Source organism: Thauera sp. (assembly GCF_047601425.1).
GTDB lineage: Bacteria > Pseudomonadota > Gammaproteobacteria > Burkholderiales > Rhodocyclaceae > Thauera.
Window position 1 is genome coordinate 543,238 of the sequence record NZ_JASGJL010000002.1, and the last position, 17,920, is coordinate 561,157.

Below are 17,920 nucleotides of genomic sequence, written 5' to 3' on the forward strand. Positions count from 1 at the left end.
GTCGGCCCAGCCCCGGCCGGAGCTGTTTACCACTCCACGCCGATCTTGCCGAAATGCTGCCCGCTCTGTTGGTGGGCGAAAGCTGTGGCGAGGTCCGTGTATGAAAACACCTGGTCGATGACCGGCCGCGCTTCCATCAGCTCGAGCGCGCGGACGAAGTCCTGCTGGTCCTGCCGGCTGCCGACGATCAGGCCTTCGATCCGGGCGTGCTTGGCGAGCGCCAGCAGGATCGGCAGATTCGCATCGATGCCGGACAGCAGGCCGATCATGGCGACGTGGCCGCCGACCTTGAGCGCGGTGAGGGACTGCGCCAGCGTCGCCGGGCCGCCGACTTCGATGACGTGATCGACGCCGAAGCCGCCGGTGAGCTCCAGCGCCTTCCTGCCCCATTCCGGCTCGCGCCGGTAGTTGATCGTCAGGTCGGCGCCGAGCGCGGCCACTTTCGACAGCTTCTCGTCGGACGACGAGGTGGCGATCACGCGCGCGCCCATCGCCTTGGCGAGCTGCAGCGCGGCGATCGAGACGCCGCCGGTACCCTGCACGAGCACGGTGTCGCCGGCCTTCAGCCCGCCGTTGACGACCAGCGCCCGCCACGCGGTGAGGCCTGAAGTGGTGATGGTCGCGGCTTCGCGGTGCGTCCAGCCGCGCGGCGCGCGGGTGAAGGCGCTGGCAGGGCGCACGACGTGCTCGCAGGCCATGCCCTGGATGCCGTCGCCAGGGGTGTGCATGAAGCCGCCCACCTGCGGCGTCGCCGGCCCGGCAGGCCAGATAGGGAAGAAGGTCGATACCACGGCGTCGCCGGGCCTGAATTCCGTCACGCCCTCGCCGACCTCTTCCACGGTGCCGGCGCCGTCCGACAGCAGGATGCGGCCGTCCTCGGTGGGCACGGCGGCGCAGGCGACGAGCAGGTCGTGGTAGTTCAGCGAGCCGGCCTTGATCGCGACGCGGATTTCGCCCTTGCCGGGCCGGCCCGGATCGGCGACCTCGGCCGCGGCGATGTTGGCCAGGCCGCCGGGGGCCTTGAGCGTGATTGCCTTCATGTCTTCCTCGCAAGCGTGAAGTAAGAAGGCAAGCTTAGCAGCAGAGCATGGCCGTGCGCCGCCCGTGTTTCACTCCCAGGCCAGCGCGCCGCCGGTCTGGTATTCGGTGACGCGGGTCTCGAAAAAGTTCTTCTCCTTGCGCAGGTTGGCCTGCTCGTCCAGCCAGGGCAGCACGTTCTCGGCGCCGGGGAAGGGCTCGGCGAGGCCGAGCTGGCGGGCGCGGCGGTTGGCGATGTAGCGGAACTGGCCCATGTGCTGGGCGGCGGAGTAGCCCAGCATCGGTTCGCGCAGCAGGTAGCCGGAATAGGCGGCTTCGGCCGCTTCGGCTTCCTGCCACAGCAGCGAGACTGCCTGCGGGTCGAGTTCCAGCTCTTCCTCGGCGATCAGCGTGCGCACGGCGCGGATGCCGAAGGCGCAGTGCAGCACTTCGTCGCGCATGATGTACTGCAGCTGCTCGGCCGTGCCCTTCATCAGCCCGCGCCGCTGCAGCGCGAAGATCGGCGAGAAGCCGTTGTAGAACCAGCAGCCCTCGAAGATCGCGGCGAAGAACAGGTAGGAGAGGGCGAACTCGTGCAGGTTGTCGCGGTTGCGGAGGTCGAAGGCCCCGCCAGGCCCACTATCGGCGCGCATCACCCGCTCCAGGCGGCGGTTGGCGAGCGCGATCTTGCCGTGGATTTCGGGCACGACGCGGTAGCGGTTGTAGATTTCCTGCTGGTCGAGGCCGAGGCTTTCGATGCAGTGCTGGTAGGTCCAGGTGTGCAGGGCTTCCTCATAGACCTGGCGGGCCTGGTAGATCTGCAGCTCGGGCGCGGTCATCTTCTCCATCACCGCCAGGCCGATGTTGCGCATCGCCAGGATGTCCGAGGTCGTCAGGTAGGACAGCACGTTCTCGAACACGTGGCGCTCGGCCGGCGCCAGGCGGTGGTGGTAGTCATGGACGTCCTGTGCCATCGAGATTTCCAGCGGTGTCCAGTGGTTCTTGTTGGCGTTGAGGAAGAACTCCCAGGCCCACGGATACTTGAAGGGCGCGAGCTGGTTGATGTCACCCTGGCCGTTGACGATGCGCTTGTCGGAGACGCGCACCGGCGCCAGTGCGCCCGGCCGCGCCTCGGGCGCGAGCATCGCGGGGTTGCGCGCGGCGTCCGCATCCAGGCCGGGGCGCGGCGCGACCGTCGCTGTGGCAGCCATCGCTGTGGCAGCCATTGCTGTGGCAGCCATTGCTGTGGCAGCCGTCGATGCGCTACCTGTCGCAGTCGGTGCGGCAGCCGCCGCCGCGCCTGCCGGCGTGGGCACGGACGACGGCGTGCACGGAGCGGGCGTGTCCCAGTCGTTGAAGTTGAACGCGCTCATTATTGGCAGGCCTCGCAGTCGGGATCGAGGATGGAGCAGGCCTTGGGCGCGGCGCTGCCGTAGCTGGCGACCGGCACGGCTTCCGGCTGGGCCGCGGCGGTGCTGGCGCCGGCGCCGGTCTTCTCCATCGCGGTGGCGCCCAGGGTGCGCAGGTAGTAGGTGGTCTTGAGGCCGCGTTGCCAGGCCAGGCGGTAGAGTTCGTCGAGCTTGCGGCCGGAGGCGCCGGCGACGTAGAGGTTCAGCGACTGCGCCTGGTCGATCCACTTCTGGCGGCGCGAGACGGCTTCGACCAGCCACTGCGGCTCGATCTCGAAGGCGGTGGCGTAGCGCGTCTTGATGTCGGCCGGGATGCGCTCGATCGGCGCCAGCGAGCCGTCGAAATACTTCAGGTCGGACGCCATCACCGGGTCCCACAGGCCGAGCGCCTTCAACTCGCGCACCAGGTGGGCGTTGACCACGGTGAACTCGCCCGACAGGTTGGATTTGACGTACAGGTTCTGGTAGTCCGGCTCGATCGAGGCCGACACGCCGACGATGTTGGAGATGGTGGCGGTCGGCGCGATGGCGACGCAGTTGGAGTTGCGCATGCCGTAGCGGGCGATGCGCTCGCGCAGCGGCGTCCAGTCGAGCGAGGACGAGCGGTCCACTTCGAGCAGCGCGCCGCCTTCGCTGGCGCGGCCGCGCGCTTCGGCGAGCAGGGCGAGGCTGTCCTGCGGCAGGATGCCGCGATCCCACAGGCTGCCGCGGAAGCTGGAATAGCGGCCGCGTTCCTCGGCCAGTTCGGTCGAGGCCCAGTAGGCGGCATGGCAGACCTGCTCCATCGAGCGGTCGGCGAATTCGACTGCGGCGTCGGAGGCGTAGGCCAGCCCCATCACGTGCAGTGCGTCGGCGAAACCCATGATGCCCATGCCCACCGGACGGTGGCGCATATTGGCGGCGCGCGCCTTGGGCGTGGCGTAGTAGTTGAGGTCGACGACGTTGTCGAGCAGGCGCATCGCGGTGCGCACGGTGCGCTGCAGCTTGTCGCTATCGAGCTGCCATTCACCTTCGGCGTTGCGCGCCAGGTGGGCCGGCAGGTTGACCGAGCCGAGGTTGCACACCGCGGTCTCGTCGTCCGAGGTGTTCAGCGTGATCTCGGTGCAGAGGTTGGAGCTGTGCACCACGCCGACGTGCTGCTGCGGCGAGCGCAGGTTGCAGGCGTCCTTGAACGTGATCCAGGGATGGCCGGTCTCGAACAGCATGGTCAGCATCTTGCGCCACAGCTGCACCGCCGGCAGCTTCTTGCTCAGGCGGATTTCGCCCGACGCCGCGCGCGCCTCGGCGGCGACGTAGGCGGCCTCGAATTCCTCGCCGTACAGGTCGTGCAGCTCGGGTACGTCGGCAGGCGAGAACAGCGTCCATTCGGCGTTGTCGAGCACGCGCTTCATGAACAGGTCCGGGATCCAGTTGGCGGTGTTCATGTCGTGGGTGCGGCGGCGTTCGTCGCCGGTGTTCTTGCGCAGTTCGAGGAATTCCTCGATGTCGAGGTGCCAGGTTTCCAGATAGGCGCACACCGCGCCCTTGCGCTTGCCGCCCTGGTTGACCGCCACCGCGGTGTCATTGACGACCTTCAGGAAGGGGATCACGCCCTGGCTCTGGCCGTTGGTGCCCTTGATGCGGCTGCCCAGCGCGCGCACCGGCGTCCAGTCGTTGCCCAGGCCGCCGGCGAACTTCTGCAGCATGGCGTTTTCCTTGATCGACTGGTAGATGCCTTCCAGGCTGTCGGCGACCGTGGTCAGGTAGCACGACGACAGCTGCGAATGGCGGGTGCCGCTGTTGAACAGCGTCGGCGTGCTGCTCATGAAGTCGAAGGAGGACAGCAGCAGGTAGAACTCGATCGCGCGCGCTTCGCGGTCGATCTCGTTCAGCGCCAGGCCCATCGCCACGCGCATGAAGAAGGTCTGCGGCAGTTCGATGCGGCGGCCTTCCACGTGCAGGAAGTAGCGGTCGTACAGCGTCTGCAGGCCGAGGTAGTCGAACTGCAGGTCGCGCTCGGGCTTCAGTGCCGCCGCCAGGCGGGCCAGGTCGAAGTCGGCCAGCCGCGGGTCGAGCAGCTCGGCATCGATGCCGAGCTGGATTGCTTGCGGGAAATAACCGACGTAGCCGCCTGAAGGGGCGGCCATGTCGGCCTGCGAGGCTTCGTGGCCCAGCACCTCGACGCGCACCGCCGACAGCAGCAGACGCGCGGCGACGTGGGTGTAGTCGGGCTCGCGCTCGATCAGCGTGCGCGCGGCCAGCACCAGCGACTGGCGCACGGCGGCGACCGGCACGCCGTCGTAGAGGTTGTGCAGCGCATGTTCGAGCACGGTGTCGGCGGACACGTCGGCCAGCCCTTCGCAGGCTTCGCGGCAGGTCGCCAGCAGCGCGGCGCGGTCGAGCGGACGGCGCTGCTCGCCATCGACGACGTGCAGCACCGGCGCGTCGCCTGCGGCGTCCATGCCGGCGGCCTTCTGTGCGGCGCGTTCGGCGGCGCGGCGTTCGCGGTAGAGCACGTAGGCGCGGGCGACGTCGTGTTCGCCCGAGCGCATCAGCGCCAGTTCGACCTGGTCCTGGATGTCCTCGATGTGCAGCATGCCGCCGTCGGGCAGGCGGCGGGTCAGCGCGCCGACCACGGCTTCGGTCAGGCGGGCGACCAGATCGCGCACGCGCGAGGAGTCCGCGCCCTGGCGGCCTTCGACGGCGAGGAAGGCCTTGCTCATGGCGACGGAGATCTTGCCCGGGTCGAAGGCGACGACCGCACCGTTGCGGCGGATGACTTCGAAAGCGGCCAGTTGCGGGTCGATGCGATGGAGGGAGTCGGGATGTCGGTCCATGGGATGTCCTGTCTGAAGGGGGAATGGGGGTGTTCAGGTCTCGGCGCCGGCGGGGGCTGCGATGCTGGCGGAAAGCTGCAGGGTCAGTGGCGCGGCGAGCCTGCCGCCGGGGCGGCAAAAGCCATGGAGGATTGCCATGTGGTGCACGGCGGGGCTGATGCTGTGGCAGACGACGCAGGTGGCGCCCGACGACTTCGCCAGTTCGATGACGTGGCCGAACAGCCTGTGCCCCAGCCCGCGGCCGCGATGCGCAAGGGTGACGCTGAGGCCGAAATCGGTCTCGCCGCCGCGTATGCCGACATGGGCCAGGGCGATGATTTCGCCGCTGGCTGAGCAAAGGCCGTGCAGGTGATCCCGAATGAAGTCGAGGCGGGTGACGTAGCTGGCGATGCCGTCGTCGCGGATGCCGTAGCCGAAGCGCAGCATGCGGTCATCGGCGTCCAGCGAGAGCAGGTGGGCGAGGACGCGCGGAATGTCGGCAGGGCCGAAGCGGGTCAGCGGCGCCATGTCGATGTTCTCGTGCAGGAGGAAGCTGGCGCTGGCTGCCGCTGCGCCGGGAGGGTGATGTCTGGCATGGTGGCGATCCGGTATCGGCGGGGCGGATCGCTGGCAGACGGAGGCGAGCGCCGGCCGCACGGCTGTGCCGCGCGGTGTTGCCGGTCCGTCAGGAAAGCGAGCAAGCGAAATGGTATGAGCCATGCCTCTTGTCAGGGACACCCCGCCCCAAACTGTTGAAGTGGATGCGCATGGCAGGTCTTCTGGCTCTCGGGTCCTCGTCTTGCGCCAGCCTTCCCGGAATTCATCCAGTGGCATGTGGGGGCGCAGGACTCGCCGATTACAGCTGCGGGGGCAGCTCCGGAATTCGCGCGCAGGGGCGCGGCACCGGATTCCCTTTTCATACCTGCCGATACCGGCAGGCAACCATGAGCGAGGCCGGATTATCTGTCTTCGCCGTCGCGGGGGCAAGGCGGATGCGGGCCTGACGGGCTCGCTTGAGATGATCAGTATTTACTAATATATTTGTATCCCCAATGCCCGCCTGGCTTTGCGCCGGCGGGTGCATTTCCAACCCGTTTCAAGCTGGACGATTTCCGACTCATGACTATCGATTGGGCAAATTTCACTCCGGGCACGGCGCTCGCCGGCGGCGTGCTGCTCGGCTTCGCCGCGGTGCTGCTGCTGGTTCTCAACGGCCGCATCGCCGGCATCAGCGGTGTCGTCGGCGGCCTGCTGCAACACGGCGCGGCGGGCGACAAGGCCTGGCGGCTGGCCTTCGTGCTCGGCATCGTGGCTGCGCCGCTGCTGTACCAGACGTTCGCCGCGCTACCCGAGATCAGCATCGAGGCCGACTGGGCGACGCTGGTGGTTGCCGGCCTGCTGGTCGGCTTCGGCTCGCGTCATGGTTCGGGCTGCACCAGCGGCCATGGCGTCTGCGGTCTGTCGCGGCTGTCGCCGCGCTCGCTGGTGGCGACGCTGAGCTTCATGGCGACCGGCTTTGCCACGGTGTACGTCGTCCGTCACCTGCTGGGCTGAGGCGCGCACATGAAAACGATCGTTGCCTTGGTGGTCGGCCTGTTGACGGGCATCGCCCTGATCGTCGCCGGCATGAGCAACCCGGCCAAGGTGCTGGGTTTCCTCGATCTGGCCGGCGCCTGGGATCCTTCGCTGGCGCTGGTGATGGGCGGTGCGGTGGGCGTGGGGCTGGTGGGCTTCGCGCTGGCGCGCAAGCGAAAGCTGTCGGTGCTCGGCGAGCCGATGCAGATTCCCACGAACCGGAGCATCGACCGTCCGCTGGTGCTCGGCAGCGCGCTGTTCGGCATCGGCTGGGGGCTGGCCGGCATCTGCCCGGGGCCGGCGCTGACGCTGCTGGGCGCGGGCGCGCCCAAGGGCGTGGTTTTCGTGCTGGCGATGGTCGCCGGCATGGCGTTGTTCTCGCTGGTCCAGCGCCGGAGTTGATCCCTGCGTGCGCCTCGCATGGGGCGCGTCGTGTGTCACAGGATGGGGTGCCTCGGCCCCCCCCCCCTTCAGACCGGTCTGCCGTCAGGGTGCCAGCCGCTGCTTCAACCAGCTGCCGTCGTCCTGCAGGCGGTAGGCGATGCGGTCGTGCAGGCGCGATGCGCGGCCCTGCCAGAACTCCCAGTAGTCCGGCACCAGGCGGTAGCCGCCCCAGTGCGGCGGGCGGGGCGGATTGAGGCCGAACTTGAGGCCGTATTCGGCGGCTTTCGACACGATCGTCCCGCGCCCGTCGATGACCTGGCTCTGCGGCGAGGCCCAGGCGCCGATGCGGCTGCCGAGCGGGCGGCTGGCAAAGTAGCGGTCGGACTCCTCGTCCGCGACCTTTTCCACGCGGCCTTCAATGCGCACCACGCGCTCCATCTCCACCCAGTGGAACTGCAGCGCGGCAAACGGGCGGGCCTCGAGTTCGCGGCCCTTGCGGCTCAGGTAGTTGGTGTACCAGACGATGCCGTGCGCGTCGTAGTCCTTGATCAGCACGATCCGCGTTGACGGGCGGCCGTCCTCGCCGACGGTGGCCACCGTCATCGCATTCGGCTCGGGAACGCCGTGTGCGAGCGCTGCCGACAGCCAGCTCTCGAATTGCCGCAGCGGCTCGCCGGGCAGTTCATGTTCGTCCAGCGCGCCCTGCTCGTAGCTCTTGCGCAGATCGGACAGGGGGATGTGCTTGCTCATGCTCGATTCCAGGGCGTATCGATGAAGCCGGACGGCGCCGGTGGGGCCGTCGGAATGCCCGGATTGTACGTCGTGGTGGCTGTTTTCCCGCCTGAATGCTGGATAATCGCTCCCTTTGCAGACAAAACAGGTACCTTCCGGCCACGCTGGCCGCGCGGGTACTCGCCGACATGAGCCTTGCTACCGCCGACCCTACGCCCGCCATTGCCCGCGGTGCGCGCCGCCAGTGGCTGCGTTTCGTGTTGCCCTTGTTGGCCTTGTCCCTGTTGATCGGCGCCATCGGGGCCGTGGGCTATCGTTACCTGGGCGACGAAATCCGGCGCGAGACGCACCGCACGCTGGCCGTCATCGCCGAACAGAAGCGCCAGCACATCGAAGACCGGCTGCACAAGGCGCAGATCGATGCCGGGCTTTATTTCTCCGGCCATTCGCAGCTCGAAACCCTGTTCGGCCGCTGGCTGGATGGCGGGCGCCAGGACGGCGAGGCGCTGGCGCGCATGCGGGAGCTGATGCAGGAGGCGGTCGTTGCGCGCGGCTGGGCAGGCGTGGCGCTGATCGATGCCGCTGGCGAGCAGGCTTTTGCGGTCGGCGATGCCGACAGCCGGGCGCATGCCGAGGCCATCCGCGACGTGTTGCACACACCGCGCGTGGTGCTGGTCGACTTCTACCTCAATGCGCAGGGCGAGGCGCGTTACGGCGTACTGGCGCCGGTCGGCCGGCCTGGCGCGGCGCCGCGCGGGGTGGCCTACCTGACCTGGCGCGCCGACGAGACGCTGTTTCCGATGGTCGAAACCTGGCCGGTGCCGACCCGCACGGCCGAGACCTATCTGGTGCGCCGGGATGGCGGCGGCGTGCGTTTCCTGACGCCGCTGCGCCACCGGAAGGATGCTGCGCTGGTGCTGACCTTGCCCCTGGGCGATGCCGGCGTGCCGGCGGTGAGAGCGGCGAGGGGTGAGTCCGGCATCCTCGAGGGTGGACGTGACTACCGCGGGGTGCCGGTACTGGCCTATGCCGCCGCCGTCGGTGGCACACCCTGGCTGATGCTGGCCGAAATCGACGAGCGCGAGGCCTATGCCGGCATCCGCACCATGACTTGGGCCACCTCGCTGATGACGGCCCTGGGCCTGCTGCTGGTGTATTCGTCGGCTTACCTGTTGTGGCGGCGCGGCCTGCAACGACAGGAACTGGCAGCCTTGCGCGCACAGCGTGCCGCCGAGGCGCGCTTCAGGGTGGTGTTCGAGCAGGCGCCGCTGGGCGTGGTGCTGCTCGACTCGAGGAGCGGCCGCATCACCGAGGCGAACCAGCGCTTTGCCGACATCGTCGGCCGCAGCCCGGCGGAACTGGCCGGTGTCAGTCCGATTGCGCTCACGCATCCGGACGACATCGAGCAGAGCACGACGCAGCTCGCCCGCCTGACCGCCGGCGAGATTGCCGGCTACAGCCTGGTCAAGCGCTACCTGCGGCCCGACGGCTCGGTGGTGTGGGTGAGCCTGAGCTTCGCCCCGGTGCAGGTCGAAACCGAGCAGGCGCCGCGCCATCTCGGCATGGTCGAGGACATCACCGTGCGGGTGGAGATGGAAGAGCGGCTGCGCGTCAGCGAGGCCCGTCACCGCCAGCTGGCGGACGAGGCCGCGGCGGCCAATGCGGCCAAGAGCGAATTCCTTGCGCACATGAGCCACGAGATCCGCACGCCGATGAACGCGGTGCTCGGTCTTGCCCAGGTGCTGGCGCGCGATTCGCTGACCGACAGTCAGCGCGACATGGTGGGGCGGATCCGCAGCGCCGGACAGTCGCTGCTCACCATTCTCAACGACGTGCTCGACCTGTCGAAGATCGAGGCCGGCCAGTTGCGCATCGAGCCATGTGCCTTCGACCTCGCGGCGCTGCTGGCGAACCTGGACAGCCTGATGGGCCTGGAAGCGCACCGCAAGGGATTGGCGCTGCGGGTGCAGATGCCATCGCCGCCGCCCGGGCCGCTGCGGGGCGACGGCCTGCGGCTGGAGCAGGTGCTGTTCAACCTGGTCGGCAATGCGATCAAGTTCACCGAGCGCGGCGAAGTCGCGCTGAAGGTGAATGTGCTCGAAGCGGATGCGGAAAGCCTGCGCCTGCGCTTCGAGGTGCGCGATACCGGCATCGGCATCGCCGCCGAGGCGATCGGGCGGCTGTTCGCTCCCTTCAGCCAGGCCGATGCCGGCATCGGCCGGCGCTTCGGCGGCACCGGCCTGGGGCTGTCGATCTGCAAGCGCCTGGTCGAACTGATGGGCGGCACGATCGGCGTCGATAGCCAGCCCGGCATCGGCAGCACTTTCTGGTTCGAGCTGCCGCTGCAGCGGGCGGCCGAAGGCGAGTCGCCGGCAGTGGCCGAGACGCGGCCGGCAGCGCCTGCCGGGCCGCGGCTGCAAGGGGCGCATGTGCTGGTGGTGGACGACAGTGCGATGAACCGCGACCTGGTCGAGCGTGCGCTGGCGCTGGAAGGTGCCACGGCGACGCTCGCCGCCGACGGCCAGCAGGCGCTGCAGCTGCTGAAGACCCGGCCCGACGCTTTCGATGCGGTGCTGATGGACGTGCAGATGCCGGTGATGGACGGCCTCAGCGCGATGCGGGCGATCCGCGATGAGCTGGGCCTGACCGATCTGCCGCTGATCGCCTTCACCGCCGGCGTCAACGATGCCCAGCAGGCGGCGGCGCACGGCGCCGGCGCCAACGACGTGCTGGCCAAACCGATGGATCTGGACGAGATGGCGGTATTGCTGGCTCGCTGGATCGGCCCGGAGCGGGTCCAGGCGAGTACGGCCCAATCGCCAGCCGGCATGCAGCTGCCGCCAGGGGACACGATGGCGGCGGCTGAGACGGCAGGAGGAGCGGAGGTGGGGGCGAGCGCGGACGCCTTCCCCGCGATTCCCGGTATCGATCACGAGCGCGCCGCGCAGCGCCTGGGGCGGGACAGGGCGATGTTCATCGGCCTGCTCGAATTCTTCATCGAGGACAACGCCGACGCCGCGGCGCAGGCGCGCCGCGAGCTGGCCGCGGGCGAGCGCGAGGCCGCCGCCCGCCGCATGCACACGCTGCGCAGCAATGCCGGCTTCATCTGCGCGATGGAGCTGATGGAGGAAGCGGGTGCGCTGGAGAAGGCGATCGGGCAGGGTGAAGCCGACGTCGATGCGCGGCTGGCCGCGCTGGGGCAGCGCATCGAGGCGCTGGTCGAGGCCATCGCACCCTGGCGCTGAACCCGCGTGCCGGCCGCCGGAAGCGCGGCCAGCACGCATCCGCGGGGCGACTCGCGGATAATGACCTGTCCCCGACCCACCTCCCGCAGGAGCCGACCATGGAAAAGATCGTCTTTCTCGACCGCGACACGCTGGCGCCGCAGATCCGCGTGCGCAGCCCCGGCTTCGCCCATGACTACGTCGAATATGCGCGCACGGCGCCCGCCGAACTGGCCGGGCGCCTGAACGGGGCGACGATCGCGATCACCAACAAGGTGCCGCTGCCCGGCGAGGTGCTCGAGCAGCTGCCCTCGCTGCGCATGGTCGCGGTGGCGGCGACCGGCACCGACCAGGTCGACAAGGCCGCCTGCCGGCGCCTCGGCATCGCGGTGGCCAACATCCGCGGCTATTCGGTGAATTCGGTGCCCGAGCATACCTTCGCGTTGTTGCTGGCGCTGCGGCGCAGCCTCGTCGCCTACCGCGACGACGTGCTGGCGGGGGAATGGCAGAAGTCCGGCCAGTTCTGCTTCTTCAACCATCCGGTCCGCGATCTCAGCGGCGCCCGGCTGGGCATCATCGGCGAAGGCGACCTGGGCCAGCGCGTCGCCGCCATCGCGCGCGCCTTCGGCATGCAGCCGCTGTTCGCCGCGCACAAGGGCAAGCCGGGCTACGGCAGGCTGTACACGCCGTGGGAGGACATGCTGGCGAGCAGCGACATCATCACGCTGCACTGCCCGCTGACACCGGCGACGCGCGGCATGATCGGGCTGGCGGAGTTCCGCGCGATGCAGCGCAAGCCGCTGCTGATCAACACCGCGCGCGGCGGCCTGGTGGACGAGCATGCGCTGGTGCAGGCGCTGGACGAAGGCCTGATCAGCGGCGCGGGCTTCGACGTCGCCGACGGCGAGCCGCCGGCGGCGAACAGCCCGATGATGCGCATCGCCGGCCGCCCCAACGTGATCCTGACTCCGCACGTGGCCTGGGCGTCGGACGAGTCGCAGCAGACGCTGGCCGACCAGTTGATCGACAACATCGAGAATTTCGTCGCCGGCAGGCCGAGCAATCTGGTGCAGGCCGTCTGACGGCTTGCGGTGTCCCCGCCTCGCGCAGGGGCTGCCGAAAGCCGGTCCGCGCAGGCAGGCGTGAGGCCGGGTTTTCAGCGTTCGCCGTCGGGAGCGTCGTGGTCCTCGGCCGTGTCGCCGGCAAAGAAGCGCCCTTCCAGCTCTTCCAGTCCCAGCGTCTGCAGCATCGTGCGCAGGCGTTCGGCGGCGCGGCGGCGCGGCAAATCCCTGTAGCTGGCGATGATCAGCTCGTTCTTCATCGAGTGCTCCCAGCCCACCAGTTCGGTGACGCTGAGCTGGTAGCCGTGCGATTCGAGCTGCAGGCAGCGCAGCACGTTGGTGGCGTGGCTGCCGAACTCGCGCGTGTGGATGGGGTGGCGCCAGAGTTCCGCGAGCGGGTTCCGCAGCGCCTGCTGCTTGTTCTTGCGCAGCACGGCGGCGACTTCCGCCTGGCAGCAGGGCACCAGCACGATGAAGCGCGCCTGCTTCTCCAGCGCGAAGCGGATCGCGTCGTCGGTGGCGGTGTTGCAGGCGTGCAGCGCGGTGACGACGTCGATCCGGCCGGGCAGGCGGTCCGAGCCGATCGATTCGGCCACGCTCAGGTTGTGGAAGCGCATGCCGCCGGAAAAACCCAGCTTGTCGGCCAGCCGGCGCGAACTCATGACCAGTTCGTCGCGGGTCTCGATGCCGTGGATGCGGCCGGCCGGCGCGTGCTGCTTGAAGAACAGGTCGTACAGGATGAAGCCGAGGTAGGACTTGCCCGCGCCATGGTCGACGAGCTGGATGTCGGGCCGTGCCGCCAGCGCCTCGGCCAGCAGCGGCTCGATGAACTGGTACAGGTGATAGACCTGCTTGAGCTTGCGCCGGCTGTCCTGGTTCAGCTTGCCGTCGCGGGTCAGGATGTGGAGCTGCTTGAGCAGCTCGATCGACTGTTCCGGGCGGATTTCGGGATGCTGGGCGCTCATTGGCGGATGTCGCTCCATTCTGCGGCGGTCAGCGTCTGCAACTGTGCCGGCGTCAGCGGGAACACCGAGAACGGCGTGCCGGCTGCCGCCCACAGCCGGGTGAAGCGCTGCAGCTCGGTGTCCAGCAGCAGCTTCACGGGTTTGGCATGGCCGACCGGCGAGACGCCGCCGATGGCGTAGCCGGTGGCCTCGCGCACGAAGTCGGCGTCGGCGCGGCCGATCTTCTCACCGACTAGCGCGGCGACCTTGGCTTCGCTGACGCGGTTGTCGCCGCTGGCGACGACGACGACCGCCTGGCCGCTTTCCTTGCCGCGGAACACCACCGACTTGGCGATCTCGGCCACGCTGCAGCCGATGGCCGCGGCGGCTTCGGCGCTGCTGCGGGTGGGCTGCTCGAATTCGACGACCTGCGTCGTCACGCCGGCATCGGCGAGGTATTGCTGGGTGCGGAGGGCGGTGGGGTGCTGGGCGGGTTTCATGTGAGGCGCACGGGGTGATTGGCGAAAGCGTGCAAGGATAAGGCGAAACGCCGCGTGTTTCAGTCCTTGCTCGTCCGCTCGCCGTCGGCCGCATGCCGTGCTTGCGCATCCGGCTGTTTGCTGCGACTGCCCAGGTCGGAATCCTCGATCCATTCGCGCCACACCGCCATCAGCACCGCCAGCACCACCGGCCCCAGGAACAGGCCGACGAGGCCGAAGGCGGCCAGGCCGCCGAGCACGCCGAACATCACCAGCACGAAGGGAATGCGGGTGGCGTTGCTGATCACCAGCGGTCGCACCAGGTTGTCGACCCAGCTGACTACCAGCACGCCCCACAGCAGCAGGCCGATGCCGGCGGCGGTCTCGCCGCTGATCAGCAGCCAGGCGCCGATCGAGCCCCACGCGAAGGGCGTGCCGAAGGGAATCATCGCAATCAGCGCGGTGACCGCGCCGAGCAGCACCGGCGCTGATATTCCTGCCCACCAGTAGCCCAGGCCGGCGACGAAACCTTGCGCCAGCGCGGTGGCGACCAGGCCCCAGACCACGGCTTTCGTCATCGACCCCACCGCCGCCAGGTAGTCGTCCACCCGCGCGCCGAGGAAGCGCTGCAGTACCTGATGCACCTGCTGCAGCAGGCGCTCGCCGTCGCGATAGAGGAAGAACACGGTGATCAGCGCGAAGCCGAGCTTGGCCGCGTTGCGGCCTACGTCGCCGATCAGCGCCACGATCAGGTCGGCACCCTGGCGCACCCAGTCGGTCAACTGGGCGCGGAAGACTTCGGGGTCATGCGTCAGCTCATCGAGCATCTGCTGAAGATCGTCGCCGATCCACGGCAGGTTGCGGACGAACTCGGGCAGGGCGAGCGTACCGTGGCGGATTTCGGTGGTGATGGCGGCGATCGCCAGGCCGAGCTCGTTGCGCAACAGGCTGCCCAGCCACAGCGCCGGCAATATCACCGCGGCGCTCAGCAGCAGGCTCATCAACAGCGCGGCCACGCCCGGATGATGGGGCATGCGCTGCTGCAGCCGGCGATGGAGCGGCCAGGTCGCGTAGGCAATGATGACCGCCCATGCAACCGGCACGATGAAAGGCTGCAGCACTGCATAGCCGAGTACCAGCAGTGCGCCGAGCAGCAGGCCGAGGATGATGCGGCGGACGATTTTCTCGGCGACCTGGTCGATCATGGCGGGGGTTCCGGAGGTATGGCGATGCGGTCATCTGCCGTCGTCGACGGCAGGCGCCATCGTCATACGGGCGGATTGTCCGACATTCGGAGCGGCATGTGTGTTCCGGAACGGGAACGCGCTGCGGTGTGCAAGGAGCGGGGGAGTGGGACGTTTGAAGCAGCGGGCGGAAAAGCGGGAATCGCTTGGCGAGCCGACGGACCGATGTGCTTGTCGCGCGGCGGCTGGCCGGCCCGATACCCTGGAAAGAGCCGGAATGGGGCGATGGCCGCCGAGGCAAGCGCTTCGGCGTAGGTGGCTATGGGCGGCCGTTCAACCCCGGGCTCGTCTGCTCCAGATGGCCAGCGCGAATCCGAGGCCGAGCAGGGCCAGCGGGTTCGGTTCCGGCACCGGGTTCGGGGCATTGCCGAACCTGAGCGACAGCATGCTTCCGTTCACGTAGCTCAAGCCGCTCCAGTTCAGCAGAATCCTGTTTCCGTCGATGCTCACCCTGCTCGCGTCGAATCCGCTCAAGCTGCCATCCACCATGATCGGGGTGGTCAGATCGAGCAGGTCTGCCGAGGTCAGGATGATTCCATTGAATGGCGTGCTGTTCCATGTCGGGTTCGACAGCACGGTTTCGAAGGTCACGGTGAGCCCGGAATCCGCAAGGTCCACGAGCAGGGACGTCACTCCTTCCACATCGCCGACGGTTTCGACGCCGGAGCCGACCGTGAACGTCGATGATGAAAAGCTGACGTCCGGATAGATCGTGCCGATGTCCGGATGATGGTATGCAATGCCGAAGGTCTTTCCGATCAGGCCTGCAAAAGCGGTGCCCGAAACGCACAAGGCCAGCACGCCCGCCGCGAAGGATTTCCTTATGGACATGAGCATCTCCCTGCCATTGGTGGTGGTGCGCATCACTGCCGAGCTCGCTCCCAGCGATGGCAAGCGTATGAAGCATATTTGGTGCCGATAACATATTCGGGTGATTTGTTGTTGATTTTCAAGATGTTTGCCATGCAGGTGTGTGCTGGCGGCAGGCATATGTAAAGAATGCCGACAAGGCGCGCCGCGCCGACATGCCCGCCTCCCTGTCTGGCACACTCCGGCTTGCGATATCGAGTCCGGCCATCAGGCGCAATGCTGCTGCGAGTCGTGGAAGTCGTTCTGCCCGGATTTGTCCTTGAGCCTGAAGCCTGACAATGTCTGTGTTGCTGGCTGCCACGCCGGAGTGGGAACGCCGATGGAAAACGAATCGAAACGCCCGAGAAACTGGTTCTCACAGGGCGGCGAAGCCTATGCGCGTTTCAGGCCGACATACCCGCCGGAACTCGCGCGCTTTCTGGCGGGCCTCGCTCCGGGCCGGGCGCTGGCAGTTGACGTGGGCTGCGGCAGCGGGCAGCTGACGGGGCTGCTCGGGGAGCATTTCGGCATGGTGCTGGGCCTCGATCCGAGCGCGGCGCAGCTTGCCAGTGCCGTGCCGCATCCACAGGTCGGCTATGTCTGCGCTGCCGCCGAGTGCCTGCCGGTTGCGGACGGCGGCGCCGATCTGATCACCGTGGCGCAGGCGGCGCACTGGTTCGACCTGTCGCGTTTCTACGCCGAAGTCCGCCGCGCCGCCGCTCCGGGCGCGGTCCTGGCCTTGCTCAGCTACGGGGCTCCCCGCCTGGATGAGACGCTGAGCGCGCGTTTCGGGCGCTTCTACGCGGATGAAATCGGCCCCTTCTGGCCGGCCGAACGCAAGCTGGTGGATGGCGGTTATGCCGATCTGCCTTTTCCTTTCGACGAACATGCCGTGCCGCCGATGGAAATCCATGCAGCCTGGAAGCTGGAAGAACTGCTTGGCTACATCTCGACGTGGTCTGCCGTCCGTAAGGCGCGTGAGGCGGGGCGCGAACATCTGTTGACCGCGTTTTCCGTCGATCTCGCCGAGCTGTGGGGAAGCCCGGGGCTGCGTCGGCACGTTCGTTGGCCCATCCGGATGCGCTTGGGCAGATTGTGAGGGTGTTTCAGACAGTCAGGCAAAGGAGTAAGCGGCCAGGAAAGAGGGGAGGCGAATCACCGCATGTCGGCCTCTTTTACATCGGCATCGATGTTCCAAATCAAGGTAGGGTCATGTCCAAATAAATACAAGGACATATGCCGTCGTGGGGCTGTGGGCATGAAATTTGCATCGCTCGACGCCGTGGCCGATACCGGCCGCCGTGTTTGCCGCCCGTGCCGTCAGGCTGCCCTTTCATGAGTGAACCCCGGACATGAACCTCATTGCCAAAGCCTCCCGGGCTGCTGCCGTTTCGGCCCTTGCTTTCGCCGCACTCGGAGCAATACCCACGCTTGCCCATGCCGTCGTGCTGCAGATCGATGCCAGCCGGAGTTCGGTCACCTATACCCCGGGCGGTTTTCCGCTGTGCGGGTCGGACGGCACCTGCGGCACCCTGCCGCCGCCGCAGACCTTTGCGCTTTCCGGCAGCCTCGACCTGCTGCAGGAAACCGTTTTCGTGACCACGTCTTTCTCCCCGCTTGATGGCTACGAGCAGGAGCAGATCCGTTTCGATTCGTCTTCCATCGACAGTGGCGGCGCGTCGGCGGCCGGATTTGTCTTTCCTGGCTACTTTGCCGTCCGGACGGGGCAAGGTTTTGCGGCGAGCGAAAACTGGTGCTCGTGGCTTGCATCCTTTACATGCTTGATGGGGTATTCCGGCAGCTATGCGGGGGCCTTCGACGGTACGACGCTGTCGATGACCGGCATCGACTATGCGGGAGACGGCACCTTCCCCAGTAGATTCAACTTCACCCTCGTCGCCAGGGTGGGTCAGGCCAGCGACGTACCGGAGCCCGGTGTGCTCGCCTGTCTTGCGATGGGCATGCTCGGACTGGGGATGGTGAGGAGGCGAACCGCCGCTCTTCGTCCTTGATTGGCGGGCGAGGCGGGTTGCGCGGATGTGGCTGGACGCTCGTGGGGAAATCGCGCTCTGCACTGAGCGGTGCGCGCGGCGGAGGGCCGGCCCGGCGCCTGTCCAGGATGGATGCATGTTCGACAGAACAGGCCGTCGTGGGCAAGAATTGAAGGATGAGCCAAACAGTCCTGAAGCAGCGCAGTAGCGATCATT

15 protein-coding genes and 1 riboswitch are annotated in these 17,920 nt (G+C 67.8%); of the genes, 6 read left to right on the forward strand and 9 right to left on the reverse strand.

Features of this window, described 5'->3' with window-relative positions; all coding sequences use genetic code 11:
• Window positions 1–26 precede the first annotated feature (26 nt).
• From QM748_RS19060 to QM748_RS19075, 4 genes are all read right to left on the reverse strand, one after another.
• Window positions 27–1,040: a zinc-dependent alcohol dehydrogenase family protein gene (locus QM748_RS19060; RefSeq protein ID WP_415248560.1), complete on the reverse strand. Its 1,014-nt coding sequence runs from the start codon at window positions 1,038–1,040 to the stop codon at window positions 27–29.
• A 69-nt stretch (window positions 1,041–1,109) separates the two neighbouring features.
• Complete coding sequence (locus QM748_RS19065; RefSeq protein ID WP_415248561.1) at window positions 1,110–2,228, reverse strand: ribonucleotide-diphosphate reductase subunit beta; 1,119 nt, start codon at window positions 2,226–2,228, stop codon at window positions 1,110–1,112.
• 161 nt (window positions 2,229–2,389) lie between these two features.
• Window positions 2,390–5,242: a ribonucleoside-diphosphate reductase subunit alpha gene (locus QM748_RS19070; RefSeq protein ID WP_415248562.1), complete on the reverse strand. Its 2,853-nt coding sequence runs from the start codon at window positions 5,240–5,242 to the stop codon at window positions 2,390–2,392.
• 33 nt (window positions 5,243–5,275) lie between these two features.
• A complete protein-coding gene (locus QM748_RS19075) occupies window positions 5,276–5,749 on the reverse strand; it encodes a GNAT family N-acetyltransferase (protein ID WP_415248563.1) in 474 nt (157 codons plus the stop codon).
• 223 nt (window positions 5,750–5,972) lie between these two features.
• Window positions 5,973–6,183: riboswitch (cobalamin riboswitch) on the reverse strand.
• Window positions 6,184–6,340: 157 nt separating this feature from the next.
• Between QM748_RS19075 and QM748_RS19080 the strand changes: the two genes are divergently transcribed.
• Both QM748_RS19080 and QM748_RS19085 read left to right on the forward strand, forming a co-directional pair.
• Window positions 6,341–6,775 (forward strand): YeeE/YedE family protein, encoded by a 435-nt coding sequence (locus QM748_RS19080; protein ID WP_415248564.1) that lies wholly within the window; start codon window positions 6,341–6,343, stop codon window positions 6,773–6,775.
• Window positions 6,776–6,784: 9 nt separating this feature from the next.
• A complete protein-coding gene (locus QM748_RS19085; protein ID WP_415248565.1) occupies window positions 6,785–7,198 on the forward strand; it encodes a DUF6691 family protein in 414 nt (137 codons plus the stop codon).
• A gap of 84 nt (window positions 7,199–7,282) precedes the next feature.
• Here QM748_RS19085 and pdxH read toward each other — a convergent pair whose 3' ends face one another.
• Window positions 7,283–7,930 carry a pyridoxamine 5'-phosphate oxidase gene (gene pdxH, locus QM748_RS19090; RefSeq protein WP_415248566.1) on the reverse strand — a complete coding sequence of 216 codons (648 nt, stop codon included), beginning with the start codon at window positions 7,928–7,930 and terminating at the stop codon, window positions 7,283–7,285.
• Between the two features lie 170 nt (window positions 7,931–8,100).
• On the opposite strand from pdxH, the gene QM748_RS19095 reads away from it, so the two are divergent.
• Both QM748_RS19095 and QM748_RS19100 read left to right on the forward strand, forming a co-directional pair.
• Window positions 8,101–11,157: an ATP-binding protein gene (locus QM748_RS19095; protein ID WP_415248567.1), complete on the forward strand. Its 3,057-nt coding sequence runs from the start codon at window positions 8,101–8,103 to the stop codon at window positions 11,155–11,157.
• 98 nt (window positions 11,158–11,255) lie between these two features.
• On the forward strand, window positions 11,256–12,218 hold the full coding sequence (locus QM748_RS19100) for a D-2-hydroxyacid dehydrogenase (protein WP_415248568.1): 963 nt from the start codon (window positions 11,256–11,258) through the stop codon (window positions 12,216–12,218).
• Window positions 12,219–12,292: 74 nt separating this feature from the next.
• Here the strand turns inward: QM748_RS19100 and QM748_RS19105 are convergent, their stop codons facing one another.
• The 4 genes from QM748_RS19105 to QM748_RS19120 form a co-directional block, all read right to left on the reverse strand.
• Entirely contained in the window at window positions 12,293–13,162 is an 870-nt protein-coding gene (locus tag QM748_RS19105; protein ID WP_415248569.1) for a class I SAM-dependent methyltransferase, read from the reverse strand.
• Window positions 13,159–13,641, reverse strand: a complete 483-nt coding sequence (locus tag QM748_RS19110) for a YbaK/EbsC family protein (RefSeq protein ID WP_415248570.1) — start codon at window positions 13,639–13,641, stop codon at window positions 13,159–13,161. The genes QM748_RS19105 and QM748_RS19110 overlap by 4 nt, the downstream gene beginning before the upstream one ends.
• Before the next feature lie 59 nt (window positions 13,642–13,700).
• A complete protein-coding gene (locus QM748_RS19115; protein WP_415248571.1) occupies window positions 13,701–14,825 on the reverse strand; it encodes an AI-2E family transporter in 1,125 nt (374 codons plus the stop codon).
• Between the two features lie 312 nt (window positions 14,826–15,137).
• Window positions 15,138–15,728 carry a PEP-CTERM sorting domain-containing protein gene (locus tag QM748_RS19120; RefSeq protein ID WP_415248572.1) on the reverse strand — a complete coding sequence of 197 codons (591 nt, stop codon included), beginning with the start codon at window positions 15,726–15,728 and terminating at the stop codon, window positions 15,138–15,140.
• 109 nt (window positions 15,729–15,837) lie between these two features.
• Here QM748_RS19120 and QM748_RS19125 point away from each other — a divergent pair, with 109 nt between their 5' ends.
• Both QM748_RS19125 and QM748_RS19130 read left to right on the forward strand, forming a co-directional pair.
• A complete protein-coding gene (locus QM748_RS19125; RefSeq protein WP_415248573.1) occupies window positions 15,838–16,812 on the forward strand; it encodes a class I SAM-dependent methyltransferase in 975 nt (324 codons plus the stop codon).
• A 253-nt stretch (window positions 16,813–17,065) separates the two neighbouring features.
• Window positions 17,066–17,725, forward strand: coding sequence for a PEP-CTERM sorting domain-containing protein (locus tag QM748_RS19130; protein WP_415248574.1), 660 nt, complete (start codon window positions 17,066–17,068; stop codon window positions 17,723–17,725).
• Window positions 17,726–17,920 lie beyond the last annotated feature (195 nt).

Coding starts and splice junctions, on each gene's coding strand:
- QM748_RS19060 (WP_415248560.1), bottom strand. CDS start 1,040: ATGAAGGCAATCACGCTCAAGGCCCCCGGCGGCCTGGCCAACATCGCC.
- QM748_RS19095 (WP_415248567.1), top strand. CDS start 8,101: ATGAGCCTTGCTACCGCCGACCCTACGCCCGCCATTGCCCGCGGTGCG.
- QM748_RS19120 (WP_415248572.1), bottom strand. CDS start 15,728: ATGCGCACCACCACCAATGGCAGGGAGATGCTCATGTCCATAAGGAAA.
- QM748_RS19130 (WP_415248574.1), top strand. CDS start 17,066: ATGAACCTCATTGCCAAAGCCTCCCGGGCTGCTGCCGTTTCGGCCCTT.
- pdxH (WP_415248566.1), bottom strand. CDS start 7,930: ATGAGCAAGCACATCCCCCTGTCCGATCTGCGCAAGAGCTACGAGCAG.
- QM748_RS19075 (WP_415248563.1), bottom strand. CDS start 5,749: ATGGCGCCGCTGACCCGCTTCGGCCCTGCCGACATTCCGCGCGTCCTC.
- QM748_RS19115 (WP_415248571.1), bottom strand. CDS start 14,825: ATGATCGACCAGGTCGCCGAGAAAATCGTCCGCCGCATCATCCTCGGC.
- QM748_RS19110 (WP_415248570.1), bottom strand. CDS start 13,641: ATGAAACCCGCCCAGCACCCCACCGCCCTCCGCACCCAGCAATACCTC.
- QM748_RS19065 (WP_415248561.1), bottom strand. CDS start 2,228: ATGGCTGCCACAGCGACGGTCGCGCCGCGCCCCGGCCTGGATGCGGAC.
- QM748_RS19070 (WP_415248562.1), bottom strand. CDS start 5,242: ATGGACCGACATCCCGACTCCCTCCATCGCATCGACCCGCAACTGGCC.
- QM748_RS19105 (WP_415248569.1), bottom strand. CDS start 13,162: ATGAGCGCCCAGCATCCCGAAATCCGCCCGGAACAGTCGATCGAGCTG.
- QM748_RS19080 (WP_415248564.1), top strand. CDS start 6,341: ATGACTATCGATTGGGCAAATTTCACTCCGGGCACGGCGCTCGCCGGC.
- QM748_RS19085 (WP_415248565.1), top strand. CDS start 6,785: ATGAAAACGATCGTTGCCTTGGTGGTCGGCCTGTTGACGGGCATCGCC.
- QM748_RS19100 (WP_415248568.1), top strand. CDS start 11,256: ATGGAAAAGATCGTCTTTCTCGACCGCGACACGCTGGCGCCGCAGATC.